Raw genomic sequence first — 17,625 nt, forward strand, 5'->3', positions numbered from 1 at the left:
CCTATGCGCTCAGGTCGACGACAGGGAGCTCAACATCTGACCGGGACGCGGTCGGCGGGCATACGCTGCCGACCATGGTGAAATTCCCCAAGACCGCCGCGACCGTTGCTGCAGTGGGTGCGGGGCTCCTCGGCGCCGCCGGTGCGACGGCGACATACCGACCGCAGCGCCGGCCCGGCGCCCCGGCGGGGCACCCAGCGGGCTTCGAGGCCCTGCGCGAGTCGGTCGTCGGCAAGCTGCAAGCGGCTGTCCGGTGCCCGACCGTGTCGTACCCGGAGGAAGAACGAATCGACATCGCGCCGTTCGACGAGCTGCACGCGCTGCTGCGCGAGCAGTTCCCCCGTCTGCATGCCGGGCTGGGGCTCACGCGGGTGGGTCGGCACGGTCTGCTCTTCCACTGGAAGGGCCGCGGTCCCGGCGACCCGGTCGTGCTGATGGCCCACCAGGACGTCGTCCCGATCGACAAGGATGCCGCCTGGGCGCACCCGGCGTTCGGCGCCGAGGTGGCAGACGGAATGCTCTGGGGGCGCGGGACTCTCGACGACAAGGGCTGCCTCATCACCACGTGTGAGGCTGTGGAGCGGCTCCTGCAGAAGGGATTCGTGCCGGCGCGAGACGTCTACCTGTCGTTCGGCGCCAACGAGGAGGTCGGTGGAGACTGCGCGACGCTGGCCGCCGCGGAGCTGGAGCGGCGCGGTGTGCACCCCTGGTTCGTGCTCGATGAGGGCGGAGCGCTCGCCGGCGGCGCCTTCCCCGGCGTGGCTGCGCCGATCGCGGTGATCGGAGTCGCCGAGAAGGGCACCACCAATCTCGAGCTGCGCACGCACGGGCCTGGCGGACACGCCTCCACACCCGCGCGAAACGACACCACGGCGCGACTCGCCCGCGCGATCCTGCGCCTGGAGGACAACCCGTTTCCCCCGCGGATACCGGTGGCCACGGTCGAGATGGTCGACCGGCTCGGGCGACACGCGGCGTTGCCGGTCCGCGCCGCGTTCGCGCTGACCCGCCGCCTGCCGGGTGTGCTGAGCGTGGCCTTCGACCGCCTCGGGCCGGAGACCGCCGGGATGACCCGCACCACGCTGGCCGTCACCCAGCTGTTCGGGGCACCGGGACCCAACGTCATACCCAGCACCGCCTCCGCGGTCGTGAACCTGCGGGTGATGATCGGTGAGACCGTCCAGGACTGCATCGACCGCATCCGCAAGGTCATCGCCGACGACAGCGTCGAGATCAACGTCCTCATGCGCACCGAGCCGAGCGCGCTGTCACCATCCAGTGGTCCCGCCTGGGACCACCTGGTCTCGAGCATCGCCGACGTGTTCCCGGAAGCCATCCCCTCCCCCTACCTCATGATGGGCGGCACGGACTCCCGCTTCCTCACCCACCTGTGCCCGAACGTCTACCGGTTCGCACCCTTTCGAATGTCCAAGGCCCAGCGTGAGAGCATCCACAGCTACGACGAGCGCATCGGCGTGGACGCCGTCGCCGAGGGCGTGCTCTGGTACCAACACCTGATCGAGGGCCTACCCGGGTGAGCACCATCGTCGGACCGCCCCTGATGACGCTGCGTCGCGTCGTCGGACTGCTGGTCTGCGTGGAGCTGGTCAGTGGTGTCCTGCAGGGCTACTACACGCCGATCTACAGCGACATCGCGCATCACCTGTCCATCCACGACGCGGACGTCAACTGGTTCGAGGCCGCCCAGCTGGTGGTCAGCGCGATCGCCGTGCCGGTGCTGGCACGGATGGGTGATCTCATCGGCCACCGGAAGGTGCTGCTGATCACCTCTGCGCTCACCGCGCTCGCATCCTGGGCGGTGGCCTTCGCGCCATCCTTCTCGAGCTTCCTGGTCGCCTGGGCCCTGCAGGGGTTCTACGTGGTGTGGCTGCCCATGGAGGTGTCGATCATCCACAGTCGCACCGCCCGCTCGGGTGCACAGTCGCGCCTCACCCGGCGGGCCACGGCAACCCTCGTGGCGGCCTTGGAAACGGGTGTGATCGTGGGCGCCCTCGTCTCGGGCGCCATCGTCGGCCCCGTAGGCATCACGTTCGTCCTGATGATTCCCGCCGTCGCGGTGACCGGCTGCTTCGCCGTGGTCTGGTTCGGCATCCGCGACACCGCCCGCACCTCGGCGGGTCGCCTCGACCTGCGCGGGGTGTCCATGGTTGTAGTGGTCCTCGCGCTGGTCATGGCCGGCCTGATCTTCATCCGTCTGCACGGCGCCGGGAGCGTGCTCGCCTGGCTGCTGATCCTGGCCGGCCTGCTCATGCTGGTGCCCTTCGGGCGGATGGAGGCGGCCACCGAGGAGCCACTGATCGACGTGCGGCTGCTGCGCGATGCGCGGCAGTGGCCGGTCCAGCTGACCTCGTTCCTCTTCGGAATGTCCGTCCTCGGGGCGCAGATCCCGCTGTCGACGTTTGCGCGCACCGACCCGACCGTCACCGGATACGGTCTCGGTGCCTCAGCAAGCTTCGTGTCGGTGCTCGTGGGCGCCTACGTCATCACCATGCTGGTCGGCGCCCTCTGCCTGCCGTACGCAGCACGGCGCCTGGGCCCGCGAGGCGCCCTGATCGCGGCGTGCACCCTGGTGGCCCTCGGATACGGCATGTGGATCGTCATGCACAACGGTCTGGCCGCTGCCGTCACGAACATGTGCGTGATCGGGGCCGGCTCCGGTGCGCTCGTCGCCGCGCTCCCGGCGGCGGCCGCCTCCGCTGCACCCGCCGGCCGCACGGGTTTCGTCACCGGGATGACCAACACCACCAAGACCATCGGCGGGGCGATCGCCTCCGCGGTCTTTGCGATCGCGCTCGCCACGACCGGGTCTCTGGACACGGACACGGCCCACGCGCCGCTGTCAGGCTACCTGTGGATCTGGTCGGTCTGCGCCGGGACCGCACTGCTGGCCGCCGTCGCACTGCTCCTGGTGCCGCGCGGGTCATTCGCGGACCCCGCAGAGGTGATCGGGACGACCGTTTCGCGGGTCAGCGGATGAGCGCGCCGCGCCAGCCGACCCCACAAACCCCGCGCCCCACCCCGTGCTGTGGCAGGGTGCAGCCGTGACCGAAGTCGGCAGCCGGCCCGGGCGAGCCTCCACGCCGGACCAGCAGCACCTGCAGCAGAAGTGGTACTGGTACGACTGGGCCTGCGCGTCGTACGTCACCGTGACGGCAACGGTGCTCTTCGCGCCCTACCTGACGTCGATCGCCAACAAGGCGGCGTGCCCGACCCAGGCGACCGACACGACCTGCCGCACCAACCTGCACCTGCTCGGCATCGCGGTCGCCCCGGGATCGCTCGTCCCCTACACCCTGACGATCTCGACGATCATCTCCGCGCTGCTGATCATCCTGGCCGGTTCCTTCGTCGACCGATCCACCAGACCCATTCGCTATCTCGGCGGCTTCTGCTACGTCGGTGCCGCCGCTGCGGGCCTGATGTGCCTGATCGCCGGCTCCGACTGGCAGTTCGGGGTCGTCCTCGCGGTCATCGCCAACCTATGTCTGGCGGCGTCACTGGTCGTCTACAACGCGATCATGTGCCGCATCACCCCTCCCGACGACCGGGACCGGATCTCGAGCAAGGGGTGGTCCTACGGCTATCTCGGTGGTGGGATCCTGCTCGCCGCGAACCTGGTGCTTCTCAGCACCCACACCTCGATGGGCCTGGACACCGGGCAGGCCGTGCGGATCAGCTTTGCCGTGTCCGGTGCCTGGTGGGCGCTGTTCGCGCTCATCCCGCTGCGCGGCCTACGCCACCTGCACAATGAGCCGATGCCGCGCGAGGGGCCGGCCGCCGCCAGCAGCATCAGGCAGCTGCGGGAGACCTTCCGCGAGCTGCGCCGCTACCCGCAGACCATGCGCTTCCTGCTGTCCTACCTCTTCTACAACGACGGCATTCAGACAGTGATTGCCAGCGCCAGCCTCTACGGCGTGCAGCAGCTGAAGCTCAGCGACAACCAGATGGTCATCACGATCCTGCTGGTCCAGTTCGTCGCCTTCGGCGGCGCGCTCGCGTTCGGCCGGATGGCGGGGAAGTACGGTGCCAAGCGGCTCGTCCTGGCCAGCCTCTTCCTGTGGACCGCAGTCGTCATCGTGGCGTTCTTCATCCCGGAGCGCCAGTTCGCACTGTGGCTCGTGCTCGCGGTGTGCATCGGCACGGTGCTCGGCGGCAGCCAGTCGCTCAGCCGCTCTCTCTACAGCCATCTGGTGCCCCACGGGCGTGAGTCGGAGTTCTTCAGCCTCTACCAGGCGATGGAGCGCGGCACCAGCTGGCTGGGCACCTTCATCTTCGGCCTGGTCTACCAGCTGTTCCACGACTACCGGCTCTCCATAGTGGCGCTGATCATCTTCTTCGGCGTGGGTGGCGCGCTGCTGCGCACCGTGCGCGTGCGTGACGGCATCGAGGCCGCCGGCAACACACCCCCGCGGGTCGTCTGACCAGCCGAACCCAGGAGGTTCCCAGCCGATGTCAGGTAAGTCACAGGCGCAGATCGCAACCTTCTGCGATGCTCGGACGTCCTACCTGGTGTAGGACGCGCGGCGGCGCCATCCGAGGGAACATCTCGACTGGCCCCGACGTTGCAGCACATAGATCGCTGTGGCAGAAAACCGGAATGCCGTGGCTGGCGGAATGGGGATGAACTGATGGCAGAACGTTCGTTGCGAGGAACCAACCTCGGCACGTTGTCGCTGGAGACCGAAGAGGGTATTGCCTTCAGTGAGCGACAGATCGTGCGCTACAAGTGCCCGAACGGGCACATCAGCGAGCTCCCGTTCTCGGTCGAGGCCGATATACCTGGACTGTGGGAGTGCCGCTGTGGCGCGGAGGCGCTTCTGGTCGACGGCCCGGAGCCGGAGCGCAAGCCCGTCAAACCGCAGCGCACCCACTGGGACATGCTGCTGGAGCGCCGCTCGATCCCGGAGCTGGAGGAACTGCTCGAGGAGCGGCTCACGCTGCTGCGCAAGTCCCGCGGGGAGAAGCCGCGGCGTAAGCGCACCGCCTGACCCTCCCCAAGCCAAACGCCGACAACCGGCCCGACCACCGTGCGGTGATCGGGCCGGTTGTTGCGCTCTCATCGACATCGAACCTGTCCGCCCTTTCGTCGACATGGGCCGGCCCGGTGCTGGCCGGGTGCCTCCTCACCCTGAAGCCAAGGTCAGGGTCATCCCGGATATGCCAACACGTGGATTCCTGACATCCTCGGTGCATGATGTCGACCAGGCTCGACGTGGCGGGCGCGCTGCGGGACCGGCCGGTCGGTGCGGGGTTCGCGCTGGCGGGTGGTTCGTCCGACTGTGCTAGGCCGCGATCAGTGGCTACTGGGGTGTGGGCGGCACCCTGTTGCTGGACACCGTTGGCGGTTCCACGGGCTGGTGCTGACTGGTGTCGGTCTGCTCGTGCAGGTGGGTGTCGTCACCGCATCCGCCACAGCCGATCAGCACGCCTTGGCGTGGCACGCCTACCTGTGGGACCCCTGGTTCCTCCTTTCGGGGAATTCTCACGCTGGTCGCCCTCCACAGCGTGCGACGCCGAGAGGTGCGCCGCGCTCAGGTCGGATCAGGCGGGCGCGAGAACAATTGATCCGCGGACCTACGGAGTGTCGTCCTCATCGTCGTCGACGATCTCCCCTTCGATGACCTGATCATCGCCGCGCCGCGGACCCGTCGACCGCCACCCCATCGGCCCCATCGACCCCGACGGCCCCGCGACGGTGGCCCACATCCGCCGGGTGACCGCGAACTGCAGCAACAGGCGGGTCAACGGCCGGGTGAACGGCGCCACGAGGATGAGCCCGACCACATCCGTGACGAAGCCCGGGATCATCAAGAATGCTCCACCGACGAGCAGCAACGCCGTGTCGGTTAGCTCGCGAGCCGGCATCCGACCGGTCTGCAGCGCATCCTGCAGCTGCGTCCAGGTCGAGCTCCACTGCCGCCGGACCAGCCACCCGCCCGCGACCGAGAAGACGATCAGCAGTAGCAGCGTCCACCATCCGATGAGGTGTGCGACCAGCACGATGACGACGATCTCGACAACGGGCACCAGGAGCAGACCCACCAGCAGCAGCCTCGCCCACAGCGGGCGCGGGCGCGGCTCCACGGGCACGGTCACGAGGATCGGCCCCCAGCGCGGCCCGCGAGGCTGCGCAGCTGACCCCACCTGTGCTGGATACCCCACCCGGAGATCTTGGTGAGCGACTCCAGCATGATGTCGCGACTCATCTTGGAGTCGCCGATCTCCCGCTCGACGAAGGTGATCGGCACCTCGACGATGGACAGGCCGGCCCGCAGCGTCTGCCAGGTCAGGTCCACCTGGAAGCAGTATCCCTGCGACGCGATTCCCTGAAGGCCGATGGTGCGCACCGTGCTCGCCCGGTAGACCCGGTAGCCGGCGGTCGCGTCCCCCACCGGCATACCCAGTAGCGCCCGCGTGTAGAGGTTGGCACCGCGGCTGAGCAGCTCTCGCTGCAGAGGCCAGTTGACCACCTTGCCGCCGGGCACCCATCGGGAGCCGATCACCAGGTCGGCGTCCGCGGCGGCGGCCAGCATGTCCGGCAGCACCTCCGGCGGGTGTGACCCGTCCGCGTCGATCTCGACCAGGGCGTCGTAGCCGTGCTCAAGGCCCCACGCAAAACCGGCGAGGTAGGCTTTGCCGAGGCCTTCCTTGTCCTCCCGATGCATCACCCGCACGCGCGAGTCCGCCGCCGCCAGCTCGTCGGCGATCTTGCCGGTGCCGTCCGGCGAGTTGTCGTCGAGCACCATGATGTCGGCGTCGGGCACGCTCGAGCGCAGCCGCTGCACGATCAGCGGCAGATTCTCGTGCTCGTTGTAGGTCGGCACGAGCACCAGGACGTGCTCGAGCGGGCGACGATCCGGCGCCGTCGCGGGCCGGGGACTAGACGACTTCATGGACTTCCTTCTTGCGACGACTGAGGTGACGTGTTTCCCCGATCCGAGTTCCCCCATACGCCAGCAGCAGGAGGACCAGCGCCGCAGCCGAACCGACAATTTCAGGCAGCCGGCCGAGCCGGTCCGCCAGCGTCATCGAGGAGCGCAGCGGGAGGGCCCCGGACAGCACCTTCGCGGTGAACAGTCGAGACTTGTCATGCACCGTACCGTCCGGGGTGATCAGGCCGCTGACCCCGACGGTGGAAATGTGCACGACCGACCGGCCCGTCTCGATGGCGCGGATGCGGGAGATGGCCAGCTGCTGCTCGGACTCTGCGGTGTAGCCGAAGGTCGCGTTGTTGGTCTGGACGACCAGCAGCTGGGCGCCCTTGGCAACGGCCGCATGAACCAGCGAGTCGTAGGCCACCTCGAAGCAGATCACCGGGCCCACCTTGACCGGGCCGAGGTTCTTCGTCGGAATGGTGAACAGCCCCGTCTTGTGCCCCGCGGCGAAGTCGGCCCTGACGAGGTCGACCTTCTTGCTGAAGAAGCGGAAGAACGAACGGTAGGGAATGTACTCGGCAAAGGGGACCGGGTGCTGCTTGATGTAGGTGGCCACGATGCCCTTGCCCGGCTCGTAGAGCAGCGAAGCGTTGGACACATCCGGCGACGGCTGCTGCAGGACCGCTCCCACGATCAGCGGGGCCTTGACGCGATTGACCGCCTGGATGATCTCGGTGGCCGCATCGGGGTTGCGAGTTGGGTCGATGTCGGAGGAGTTCTCCGGCCACACCACCAGGTCGGGCTGCGGGATCTCGCCCGCCCGCACCATCTTGATGGCGACATCGGTCTCTCGGACGTGGTCGTCCAGCACGGCCCGACGCTGCGCGTTGAACTCAAGACCGGCCGTCGGCACATCGCCCTGGATCCCCACGACATTCATCTTCGGGCCACCGGTCGGGGTGGGCACCACCCCGGACAACGGAACGAGCACCACGACGGCCGCAGCCGGCGCGAGCCGACGCATCATGCCACTGGGTGTGCCCCGGCGAAGCCGGTCGAGGCTGACCGCCAGCCCCCCGCCGGCCAGTGCCACGGCGAAGGAGAGGCCGGGTGCGCCCGCGATCGACGCGAGGTGGGCCAGGGGCGTGCCGGCCTGCGACCAGGCGAGCCTGGCCCAAGGAAAGCCGCCGAACGGCATACTCCCACGCACCGCCTCCTGCAGCAGCCAGAGCAGGGCAATCGCGAAGGGCCGCACGTGCGGGCCGTCGGCCGGCGACAGCCAGTGCGGCAGGCGCTCGATTCGGCGCGCCGACTGCACGAAGCTGCAGGCCGCACCCATCAGCGCCATGTAGAGCGCCTCGGTCACCGACAGCGCGATCCACGGGAAGGAGCCGACATAGGTGCCTGCCCACTTCAGGACCGGAAGGAAGTAGGCGAGACCACACACCAGCCCGAGCAGGAACCCCGTGCGGGCCCGCGCGCCTCGGGTGGCGAGGGCAAGAAGGGCAACGCCGACGATGGCCAGGGGCCACACGTTGAGGTCGGGGAACGACAACCAGAGGCACAACCCGGCACAGACGGCGAGAGCCAGGCGCATGATCACGGCCCCAGCCTAGGTGACGGACCTGCCCGAGGCCGGATGGCGTACAGATGGGCCCAGCTCGTCGTTGGGGCCAAGTGCCTCCGCGCTCACGCAAACACCAGTTTTCTACTAGACGAGAGGGCCCATCCGCAGCCTCGTTGGCCGACTATTTGCACGTCGACGCAGGTCCGAACATACCGAGCCCAAATCTCCTGTCAACCGGCCTCTGACCTGCGCAAACGTGCGTTTGTGCAGGTCAGGGCGGGTCTGTTTGAGTCTAAAGTCTTGGCCAAGAGTTCATCTGCGCGGCGTGTTGTGCTCGACACGCCGGGGCGCCCGATGGGCGTGGCCCGACCCTGGCACGATGAGCTCATGTCCCCCGCTCGGTCGCGACACCATCGCGCCGCCTCCGGAAGCACCCCGGCAACGGTGGCCCTGACGAGCGCCGGGGTCGACTTCGTCGAGCGTCCATACCCGCACGAGGGCGGGGTGACCGCCTACGGCGACGAAGCCGCGGACGCCCTCGACGAGCCCGCCGACCACATCTTCAAGACCCTGGTGACCGCCGAGGCGCTCGGGCCCAGGCCGCGATTGATCGTCGCGGTGGTTCCGGTGCCGCGTCGCCTCGACCTGAAGGCGCTGGCCCATCGGGTGGGTGTCAAGAAACTCGTCATGGCGCAGCAGGCAGCTGCCGAGCGCGCGACCGGATATCTCGTCGGCGCTATCAGTCCGTTCGGTCAGAAGCAGCAGCTGCCGATCGTCCTGGACGACCGCGCGCTTGCGCTGCCCCACCTCCTGGTCAGCGGTGGTCGGCGTGGACTGGATCTCCAGCTATCTCCCACCGACCTCATCGAGCTCACCGGCGCCACCACCGGCCCGATCTCGCGCTAGCGGGTAGCCGACCTACGACTCACCCGTCCTCGGCGGGTGCCTCGTCGCCGGCGAGCGGCGAGCGATCCTCCCAGGGGGTGCTCAGCACCACAGTGGTGCGTGTGGTCACGTTGGCCGCCGACCGGATCTGGGCCAGCAGCTCTTCCAGCTCCAACGGGCTGGCGACCCTGACCTTGAGCACGTAGTTCTCGTCACCCGCCACCGAGAAGCAGGAGTCGAGCGCCGTGATGTGACGCAGCCGGTCCGGAATGTCGTCGGGAGCGGCTGGGTCGACGGGGATCACCGAGATCAGCGCCGCGAGCGGGATTCCCGCGGCGTCGTGGTTCAGCACGGCACGGTAGCCGGTGATGATTCCCCGCTCCTCGAGGCGACGGACCCGCTGGTGCACGGCCGAGGTGGACAGGCCGCTCGCCTTGCCCAGATCGGTGAAGCTGAGGCGTCCGTCTCTGCTGAGCAGCTGAACGATCCGCCGGTCGAGTTCTTCCACACCTGAACTCTAGGGCAGGCACGGTGCGCACCTCTACACTCGAGCGCATGTCTGGCACCCCTCAAAAACTTCTGCTGCTCGACTCCGCGAGCCTGTACTTCCGTGCGTTCTACGGCGTACCGGACCGACGACAGCATCCGGCCGATCCACCGACCAACGCCATCCGCGGCTTCGCCGACATGATCGCGACCCTGGTGAGTGACCACGCACCCACGGACCTCGTCGCCTGCTGGGACAACGACTGGCGGCCGGCATTCCGGGTCGAGGCCCTGCCCACCTACAAGGCTCATCGGGTGCTCGACGGCACCGCCGGCCAGGAGGACTCCCCCGAGCTGCTGACACCCCAGGTGCCCGAGATCGTCGAGCTGCTGGAGGCAGTCGGCATCACCCGGCTGGGAATCGACGAGTGCGAGGCGGACGACGTCATCGGCACTCTGGTCACTCGCTATCGGGACACTGCCGCGATCGATGTGGTCACCGGCGACCGTGACCTCTTCCAGCTCGTCGACGACGAGCACAGCATCCGGGTCCTCTACACCGCCAAGGGAGGGGTGCGCGACCCGGACGTGGTCAACGAGTCCTACCTGCAGGCGAGGTACGGCATCTCCGGTGGCCGGGCGTATGCGGATATGGCTGTGCTGCGCGGGGATCCGAGCGACGGGCTTCCAGGCGTGCCCGGGATCGGTGAGAAGACCGCGGCGACGTTGATCAACCGCTATGGCGACCTCGGTGGCCTGCGCAGGGCCGTCGACGAGGGCGATCCGCAGGTGAAAGGGGCGCAGCGCACCAGGCTGGAGGCCGCGTCCGCCTACCTCGACGCTGCACCGCGAGTCGTCGACGTCGTCCGCGACGCGCCCGTGCCGGAAGACCTGCAGACCGCGCTTCCGTCGCGGGTGGCAGACCCAGACCGGCTCGGGGCCCTGGCCGCACGCCTACCCATCCGGTCACCGCTCGCACGGCTGCTGAATGTGCTCGGGCTCGACTGAGCTCACCCTGCTACTACTGGAACCGCATGTCCCGGTGAGGTCCCCGTGGCTCGCCCGGTGGGAACGTCCGGTCGTCATCGGCCGCGTCGTCGTGCGCAAACAGCAGCTCGTTGAGGCGTACCTGGACCTGCTCCACGTGTGGCACATCGTCCAGCGTGAGGCCGGCCTGCTCCGACGCATCCGCGATCACCAGCGTGCCGCAACCAAGGACCCGATCCATGAGGCCCTTCTCGTAGGACACGTCGTTGATCCGGAAGAGCGGGATGTCCCGGCCGGACTTGGTCATGATCCCGTAACGGGTGATCAGCCTTCGGTTGGTGATCACGTACAGCGTTGTGCGCCAACGCAGGATCGGCGCGAGCACCCAGACGATCACGACCAGCAGCGCCAGCACCCAGATCACGATGAGCGCCCACTTGTGGGTGCCGCCGCCCAGGGAGTCCGGCAGCAGCCAGGTGATCACCGCGGCAACGACGACCGTCGCGATGAGCACCAGCACGGGCAGCAGGATGCGCTTGAGGTGAGTATGCAGCTCGAGCTCGACGTGCTCGCCGGCAGCGAGATGCTTCGCGGAGAAGGCCATGGCGGTCATCCTGCCACGGCCGGTGGACTGTGCTGCGCAACCGCGAGTCCCATCAATCGAGCCGGTCGGCCGAGACGACTCCCCGCATGATTCCGTCGATCGCCTTGCGTGCCGACGTGCGCAACACCGCCTCCGGAGCAGCGTCGGAGACCTGACCGAGCAGGTCCACCAGCTGTTTGCACCGTCGCACGAAGTCTCCGGCGGACAGGGCACTGTCTCGCAGCACGAGCTCGAGCCGCGCACCGCTCGCCCAGCGGTGCGCCGCCCAGGCCATGCCGGCATCCGGCACGCCCAGCGGTGTCAGCCGATGCCCTCGCTGCCGATGCTCGAGGTCGCCGAACATCTCCTGCATGCGCGCGAACGCGTCGCTCACCCAGTCATTGGGCATCCGCACCTCGGCGCCCTCCGCCTCGCGGCGCGGTTCATAGATCAGCGTGCTGACAACGGCCGCGAGCGACGCCGGGTCGAGTCGGGACCACACCCCCTCCCGTAGGCACTCGGCCACCAGGAGGTCCTTCTCGGAGTAGATGCGCTGGAGCAGACCACCCTGCTCCGTCACGGACTGCCCGTCCGGTGACAGGTAGCCCAGCTCCGACAGCAGGTCGCAGACCCGGTCGAACGTGCGCGCCACCGTGTGAGTGCGACCGTCCACCTGCCGCTGCAGTCCGTCCGTCTCCTTACGCAGCCGCCACCAGCGCTCGGCCCAGCGCGCGTGCTGCTCGCGGTGCGGGCAGTCGTTGCACGGATGGGACTTCAGCCGGCGACGGAGCACCGCGATCGTGTCCTGAGTCGCTGCATCCTCGACGGGATCCTCCCGCGCAGCCTTCGGTGGCGCGTCCTTCGGGGCCTTGGCACGCAGCGTCGCCGCAAGGTCCTTGCGGGCCCGAGGATTCCTGCCGTTGAACGACTTCGGCACCTCCATCCGCATCAGCGGCAGGACCGGTTCATGCACGTCGGTCTCCGTCAACCGCCGCACCTGAGCACCCACCGTGAGCAGCAACGGCGTCGGTCCCTCATGCCGCCCGCCCTTGTTCGTCGCGATGACCACGGCAAGCCCGGCGCGGCGGCCACTCTGTAGGCGGATCACGTCCCCCGTGCTCAACTCACCCAGCGACACTGCGGCAGCGGCGTTCCTGCTTGCCGCTCGACGCTTGCCGACGGCCTTCTCCAGGTCACTGATCTCCCGCCGCATGGCGGCGTACTCGGCGAAATCACCCACGTCACAACGCATGGCCTCCGCGTAACCCTCGAGCCCCTCCTCATTGCGGTGGATCGCGCGCGCCACCCCTACCACGGCGCGATCTGCCTGGAACTGCGCGAACGACGCCTCCAGCACGGTCCGGGCCTTCGCCCGTCCGACCTGGGCCACCAGGTTGACCGCCATGTTGGACGTCGGCACGAAGCTCGATCGCAGCGGATAGGTCCGCGTCGAGGCAAGCCCCGCAACGGAGTACGGGTCCTGGCCGCGGGTGTGCAGCACCACCGCATGTCCCTCAAAGTCGATGCCGCGCCGTCCGGCACGCCCGGTCAGCTGGGTGAACTCGGCAGGCGTGATGTCGGCGTGCGCCTCACCGTTGAACTTGACCAGGCGTTCCAGCACCACGGTGCGTGCGGGCATGTTGATGCCCAGCGCCAGCGTCTCGGTGGCGAACACCGCCTTGATCTCGCCGGCGGTGAACAGCTCCTCGACGATCTCTCGGAAGGTCGGGAGCATGCCCGCGTGGTGCGCCGCGAACCCGCGGCTGAGTCCCTCCACGAAGTCCCAGTAGCCGAGCACCGTGAGGTCCTCGTCGGGAAGCGACGACACCCGTTCCTCGACCAGCCGCCGGATCCGAGCTCCAGCCTGCTCCGGGATCAGGCGCGTCCCCCACGCAAGCAGCTGGCCCACGGCCGACTCACACCCGACCCGACTGAAGATGAAGGTGATTGCCGGCAGCAGGCCATCTCGATCGAGTGCGTCGATGACCTCCGCACGACTCGGACCCCTGCTGGGCCGACCCGGCCGCACCGGCCCGTGCGGCCGGCGACCGCGCTCACGACCGTGACGGCCCCGTGGCGCTCCCGCGTCCTCGCGTCGGCCGTGCCGGTCCGTGGATGCCTCGACCTGCGCGATGCGCTGCACCAGCTTGGGGTTCACCGTCAGCTGCGTTCGATCACGGTCGCTCTCGACGAAGAGGTCGAAGAGCCCGGGCCCGACCATCATGTGCTGCCACAACGGGACCGGCCGGTGCTCCTCGACGATCACCTCGGTGTCCCCGCGCACGGTGGCCAGCCACTCACCGAACTCTTCGGCATTGCTGACGGTCGCGGACAGCGAGATGACCTGCACCGTCTCGGGCAGCTGCACGATCACCTCCTCCCAGACCGCGCCTCTGAACCGGTCTGCCAGGTAGTGCACCTCGTCCATCACGACGAACCCGAGCCCACGCAGCGTGTCCGAGTCGGCATACAGCATGTTGCGCAAGACCTCGGTGGTCATCACCACGATCGGCGCCTCGCCGTTGATCGACGAATCACCGGTCAACAGACCCACCTTGTCGGCGCCGTGCTGCGCTGCCAGATCTGTGTACTTCTGGTTCGACAGCGCCTTGATCGGCGTGGTGTAGAAGGTCTTTCGCCTGCTCACCAGCGCGAGGTAGGCCGCGAACTCTCCGACGATCGTCTTGCCCGAGCCGGTAGGGGCGGCAACGAGCGCCCCACGCCCGTCCTGCACGGCCTCACACGCACGGACCTGGAACGGGTCGAACGGAAAGTCGTACAGCTCCGCGAATCGTCGCAGGTGGCTGCTGTCGAGTCGACGACGATCGGGATCCCGGTGGTGGGCAGGTGGATCCGAAGGGGCTGGCATATCGGTCAGGTTACTGGCGGAGCCAGGTCACAGCGCGGATCTCTCGTCGTCCGGCACGTCGGCCCAAGCCGGCCGATCCCGCACCGCCCGCCGGTGGTCCATGAACAGGGAGATCCCGACTGCGGCAAAATAGAGTGCCACCATCGGAAGGGCCAGCGCGAGCATCGACCAGGCGTCCGGACTCGGGCTCATCATGGCGGCGAAGACGAAGATCACCATCACCGCAACCCGCCAGCCCTTGAGCATGATTCGTCCGGGGAACACGTGAACGGTGTTGAGGCCGACCAGGAAGACGGGCAGCAGGAAGGCGATACCGAACGCCAGGATGAACTTCGTGGTGAACGACACGTACGCCTCGGCATTCGTGTAGTTCACCGCTCCCGCCGGCGTGATACCCAGGAGAAACTTGACCGCATTCGGCAGCGCGAAGGTGGATACGTAACAGCCGAGCGCAAACAACGGAACGGCCGCCGCGATGAATCCGCGACCGATCCGCTTCTCCCTCTTGGTCAGACCGGGCGCAAGGAACCTCCAGATCTGCCAGAGCCACACCGGACTGGCCAGAATCAGCCCGATCCACAGGGCGATCTTCAACTTGATGCCGAAGGCATCGGTCACCCCATTGGCGCCGAAGTTCAGTGCCACCTCGTCCACTGAGACGTGGCGTTCGGCGGCCACTGCGAGCAGCGGTTGCTGCAGCCAGCGCATCACTCGCCCATAGACGAACCATCCGACGGCCCCGCCGAGAGCAATCGCAATCGCGGCAATGACGATGCGCCGCCGAAACTCGCGGAAGTGCTCGCCGAGCGTCATCCGCCCTTCGGGGTTGGCCTTACGCCTCAGCACGGCCATGAAGATCCTCCGCCGGTGACGTCAGGTGCCGACGGTTCAGGCGCCGGGCGTGGTGCCGTCGGTGTGCTGCTGAGGCTGCGCCTGCGGCGCGCCTTCAGGATGCTGGGGGTAGGGGTTGGGCTGCTGCGGCTGCTGCGCGTACGGCTGCTGCGGCTGCTGCGCGTACGGCTGCTGCGGCTGCTGCGCGTACGGCTGCTGCGGGGACTGCGAGGTGGTCTGCCCGGGCACCGTCTGACCCGACGCGTCACTCTTGCCGTCCTTCTTCATGTCGTCCATCTCGCTCTTGAGAATCCGGGCAGAACGACCCAGGCTGCGCGCCGCGTCGGGCAGGCGCTTCCAGCCGAATATCGCGATGATGAGTATCGCCAGGATGACGATGTGCCATCCGTCAAAGATGCTTCTTAACATGTCGGAAGACAATCCTCCATCTAGGGCGGGGCCGGTGAGCCAGGTCACAGGGGGCGATCCGGGGCCCACGTCCGTCAGTCTACGCGATGACTCTGCATGTCCCGTCCTGCAGTGCGGTGGGGTTCAGTCGGTGGGCGATTTCCGACCGTAGTACCCAAGGGCGTCCGAAGCGCCGCGAGCCACCTCCCGGCGCATCGACTCCGGCGCGACGACCCGTGCCGACCCACCAAGGCGCCAGACCAGCCGCCTCAACCAGGCAATGTCCGCGGTGCGGATCTGGACGGTGAGGGCTCCGTCGTCGGCGCGCTCCACCTGCTCCACCGGGTAGTAGTCCACCACCCAGGCCGCCTCGGGCTGGAGGCGCAGGGTGGCCGTGCGGTCGTCCGGCCCGTGGGTGAACATCGTGGACTCCAGGTCGCGGGGCTGCGCCTGTGCCGGCGGCGTCCCGTCACGGTCCAGGACGCTCGCCTCCTCGATGCGGTCGAGCCGGAAGAGGCGCACATCCTCGGCCCGGTGACACCATCCCTCGAGATACCAGTGGCTGGTCATGTTGACCAACCGCATCGGGTCGACATCTCGCTCCGTCGCTTCGTCGCGTGAGGCGACGAGATATCGCAGGTGCACTCTGCGGCGTCGCGACAGCGCCGACCGCAAGGTCTCGAGAGTCTCCCGAACGGTCGGCTCCTCCAGCGCCACACGAACCCGGTCGGACTGGCCCGCGGACTCCCCCGCGGCCTCCGTCAGCTTGGCCAGCGCGCGGTCGATCGCCTCATGCTCCTCGAGCCCCGGCACGGCCGCCAGCGCCCGCAGCCCGACGATCAGGGCCATCGCCTCATCCCGGCCAAGTCGTAGGGGGCGTGAGATCGTGTCGGCGTTCCGCAGAAAGACCCGCCCTTCCTCCCATTCCGCCTCTATCAGATCGTCGGGCAGGTGCCCCGGCGTGCCACAGACGAACAGCAGGTTCAGATCGGCCTCGATCTGCGCGCGGCTGACGTTGAGCTCGGCCGCCGCGCGGTCGATGTCGATACCCTGCCTGTTGACGAGCCACGGCACCATGGTGAGCAGCCGGGACAGGCGGGCGGTCGCACTCTCGAGGACAGCCATCAGGCCTCCAGGTTCTGGTCTCGGGCACCCGTCAGACGGCGCACGACGGCATCGATCAGCTCCGGTGGGTCGATGACCCGCACGGCCGGGCCGAACTCGGCGATCTCGTCGGCGAACATCTCGGCATCGGCGAAGTCGACATCCAGCTGGGACCAGTCGTCGTCGACCTCGGACCGGGTGCGGGCGCGTCGACGGAGCGCGTTGCCGGCACCGGCCCGCACCCGCAGGACGGCCGGCTGTGGCTCCCGCTCGACCTCCGTGCCCGCAATCTGCTGCACCGGGTCATGATCGGCGGGAATGTCGTAGGCATCGGACCTCCCCTGGGTGCGCACCCTCCCGTCGATCCGGCCGAGTCGAAAGGCCCGCGACGCCGCCCGGTCCTGGTCGTACCCGGTGACGTACCAGCGGCCGTGCCAGTTGGTCACAGCCCACGGCTGCAGATGTCTGGTCGAGGCGTCTCCACCGGCCTTGCGGTAGCTGAAGGTGATCGCCTGCCGCTTCAGCACGGCGTCCTTGACCGGCCCGAATGCCGGCTCGCTGGTGCGCACCCGCGGTTCCAGCCCGACGATCGAACCGGTATCCCGCTCCACGTCGGCGGCCTCGAGCTTGCGCATGGCGGTCGCCGCCGCGCCGGCCAGGCTGGCCTGCTGCCAGGTGCGGCTGGCCAGACCGAGGACAGCCAGCTCATCCTGCTCGAAGGCAATCTCCGGCAGGGCATACTCACGTCGGTCGATCCGGTATCCCGGCTCGTCGTCGAAATACGGGTCCAGCGGCTCGGTGCGCAGCGGAATGCCCAGGTCGCGCAGCTCGTCCTTGTCCCGTTCGAACATCCGGTCGAACGACTCATCGCTGGTCGCCTGACCGTACTGCGGAACCGCATCGCGGATGCGCTGCTTGGACAACGGCTGGCGGGTGTAGAGGAGGCAGATCACCAGATTGAGCAGCCGCTCGGTCTTGGCTGCCGGTGACGAGGAACTCATGACACGAG

The 17,625-nt window shown here is 68.2% G+C and carries 17 protein-coding genes; 6 read left to right on the top strand and 11 right to left on the bottom strand.

Annotated features, from left to right (window positions below; all coding sequences use genetic code 11):
• Positions 1–74: 74 nt before the first annotated feature.
• The 4 genes from FGL98_RS08840 (at position 75) to FGL98_RS08855 (ending at position 5,009) form a co-directional block, all read left to right on the top strand.
• A complete protein-coding gene (locus FGL98_RS08840) occupies positions 75–1,538 on the top strand; it encodes a M20/M25/M40 family metallo-hydrolase (RefSeq protein WP_146316392.1) in 1,464 nt (487 codons plus the stop codon).
• Positions 1,535–2,998: an MFS transporter gene (locus FGL98_RS08845; protein WP_246136452.1), complete on the top strand. Its 1,464-nt coding sequence runs from the start codon at positions 1,535–1,537 to the stop codon at positions 2,996–2,998. The genes FGL98_RS08840 and FGL98_RS08845 overlap by 4 nt, the downstream gene beginning before the upstream one ends.
• Before the next feature lie 64 nt (positions 2,999–3,062).
• Entirely contained in the window at positions 3,063–4,442 is a 1,380-nt protein-coding gene (locus FGL98_RS08850; protein WP_146316393.1) for an MFS transporter, read from the top strand.
• 207 nt (positions 4,443–4,649) lie between these two features.
• Positions 4,650–5,009, top strand: a complete 360-nt coding sequence (locus FGL98_RS08855) for an RNA polymerase-binding protein RbpA (RefSeq protein ID WP_146316394.1) — start codon at positions 4,650–4,652, stop codon at positions 5,007–5,009.
• A 312-nt stretch (positions 5,010–5,321) separates the two neighbouring features.
• Here FGL98_RS08855 and FGL98_RS08860 read toward each other — a convergent pair whose 3' ends face one another.
• From FGL98_RS08860 to lnt, 4 genes are all read right to left on the bottom strand, one after another.
• Positions 5,322–5,507: a hypothetical protein gene (locus tag FGL98_RS08860; RefSeq protein WP_146316395.1), complete on the bottom strand. Its 186-nt coding sequence runs from the start codon at positions 5,505–5,507 to the stop codon at positions 5,322–5,324.
• 88 nt (positions 5,508–5,595) lie between these two features.
• Positions 5,596–6,111, bottom strand: a complete 516-nt coding sequence (locus tag FGL98_RS08865) for an FxsA family protein (RefSeq protein WP_222432078.1) — start codon at positions 6,109–6,111, stop codon at positions 5,596–5,598.
• A 2-nt stretch (positions 6,112–6,113) separates the two neighbouring features.
• A complete protein-coding gene (locus FGL98_RS08870) occupies positions 6,114–6,914 on the bottom strand; it encodes a polyprenol monophosphomannose synthase (protein WP_146316396.1) in 801 nt (266 codons plus the stop codon).
• Positions 6,901–8,493 (bottom strand): apolipoprotein N-acyltransferase, encoded by a 1,593-nt coding sequence (lnt, locus tag FGL98_RS08875; RefSeq protein WP_146316433.1) that lies wholly within the window; start codon positions 8,491–8,493, stop codon positions 6,901–6,903. Before lnt ends, FGL98_RS08870 begins: the two co-directional genes overlap by 14 nt.
• A 357-nt stretch (positions 8,494–8,850) precedes the next feature.
• Between lnt and FGL98_RS08880 the strand changes: the two genes are divergently transcribed.
• Entirely contained in the window at positions 8,851–9,369 is a 519-nt protein-coding gene (locus FGL98_RS08880) for an aminoacyl-tRNA deacylase (RefSeq protein ID WP_146316397.1), read from the top strand.
• Positions 9,370–9,388: 19 nt separating this feature from the next.
• Here the strand turns inward: FGL98_RS08880 and FGL98_RS08885 are convergent, their stop codons facing one another.
• Positions 9,389–9,856, bottom strand: coding sequence for an Lrp/AsnC family transcriptional regulator (locus FGL98_RS08885; protein ID WP_146316398.1), 468 nt, complete (start codon positions 9,854–9,856; stop codon positions 9,389–9,391).
• 47 nt (positions 9,857–9,903) lie between these two features.
• Between FGL98_RS08885 and FGL98_RS08890 the strand changes: the two genes are divergently transcribed.
• The gene (locus FGL98_RS08890; protein WP_146316399.1) at positions 9,904–10,842 is read left to right on the top strand and encodes a 5'-3' exonuclease; all 939 of its coding nucleotides are present in this window, start codon (positions 9,904–9,906) and stop codon (positions 10,840–10,842) included.
• Positions 10,843–10,855: 13 nt separating this feature from the next.
• On the opposite strand, the gene FGL98_RS08895 is transcribed toward FGL98_RS08890, so the two are convergent.
• The 6 genes from FGL98_RS08895 to FGL98_RS08920 all read right to left on the bottom strand — a co-directional run bounded on the left by FGL98_RS08895 (position 10,856) and on the right by FGL98_RS08920 (position 17,617).
• Positions 10,856–11,425 carry a PH domain-containing protein gene (locus FGL98_RS08895; RefSeq protein WP_146316400.1) on the bottom strand — a complete coding sequence of 190 codons (570 nt, stop codon included), beginning with the start codon at positions 11,423–11,425 and terminating at the stop codon, positions 10,856–10,858.
• Between the two features lie 52 nt (positions 11,426–11,477).
• Complete coding sequence (locus FGL98_RS08900; RefSeq protein ID WP_146316401.1) at positions 11,478–14,273, bottom strand: DEAD/DEAH box helicase; 2,796 nt, start codon at positions 14,271–14,273, stop codon at positions 11,478–11,480.
• A 27-nt stretch (positions 14,274–14,300) separates the two neighbouring features.
• Positions 14,301–15,125, bottom strand: a complete 825-nt coding sequence (gene tatC / locus FGL98_RS08905; RefSeq protein ID WP_186526064.1) for a twin-arginine translocase subunit TatC — start codon at positions 15,123–15,125, stop codon at positions 14,301–14,303.
• A gap of 36 nt (positions 15,126–15,161) precedes the next feature.
• Positions 15,162–15,533 carry a Sec-independent protein translocase subunit TatA gene (gene tatA, locus FGL98_RS08910; protein ID WP_146316402.1) on the bottom strand — a complete coding sequence of 124 codons (372 nt, stop codon included), beginning with the start codon at positions 15,531–15,533 and terminating at the stop codon, positions 15,162–15,164.
• 123 nt (positions 15,534–15,656) lie between these two features.
• Positions 15,657–16,637 (bottom strand): helix-turn-helix transcriptional regulator, encoded by a 981-nt coding sequence (locus tag FGL98_RS08915; RefSeq protein WP_146316403.1) that lies wholly within the window; start codon positions 16,635–16,637, stop codon positions 15,657–15,659.
• Positions 16,637–17,617 carry a helix-turn-helix transcriptional regulator gene (locus tag FGL98_RS08920; protein WP_146316404.1) on the bottom strand — a complete coding sequence of 327 codons (981 nt, stop codon included), beginning with the start codon at positions 17,615–17,617 and terminating at the stop codon, positions 16,637–16,639. The genes FGL98_RS08915 and FGL98_RS08920 overlap by 1 nt, the downstream gene beginning before the upstream one ends.
• Positions 17,618–17,625: the final 8 nt, after the last annotated feature.

The organism is Leekyejoonella antrihumi (assembly GCF_007845645.1).
Lineage (GTDB): Bacteria > Actinomycetota > Actinomycetes > Actinomycetales > Dermatophilaceae > Leekyejoonella > Leekyejoonella antrihumi.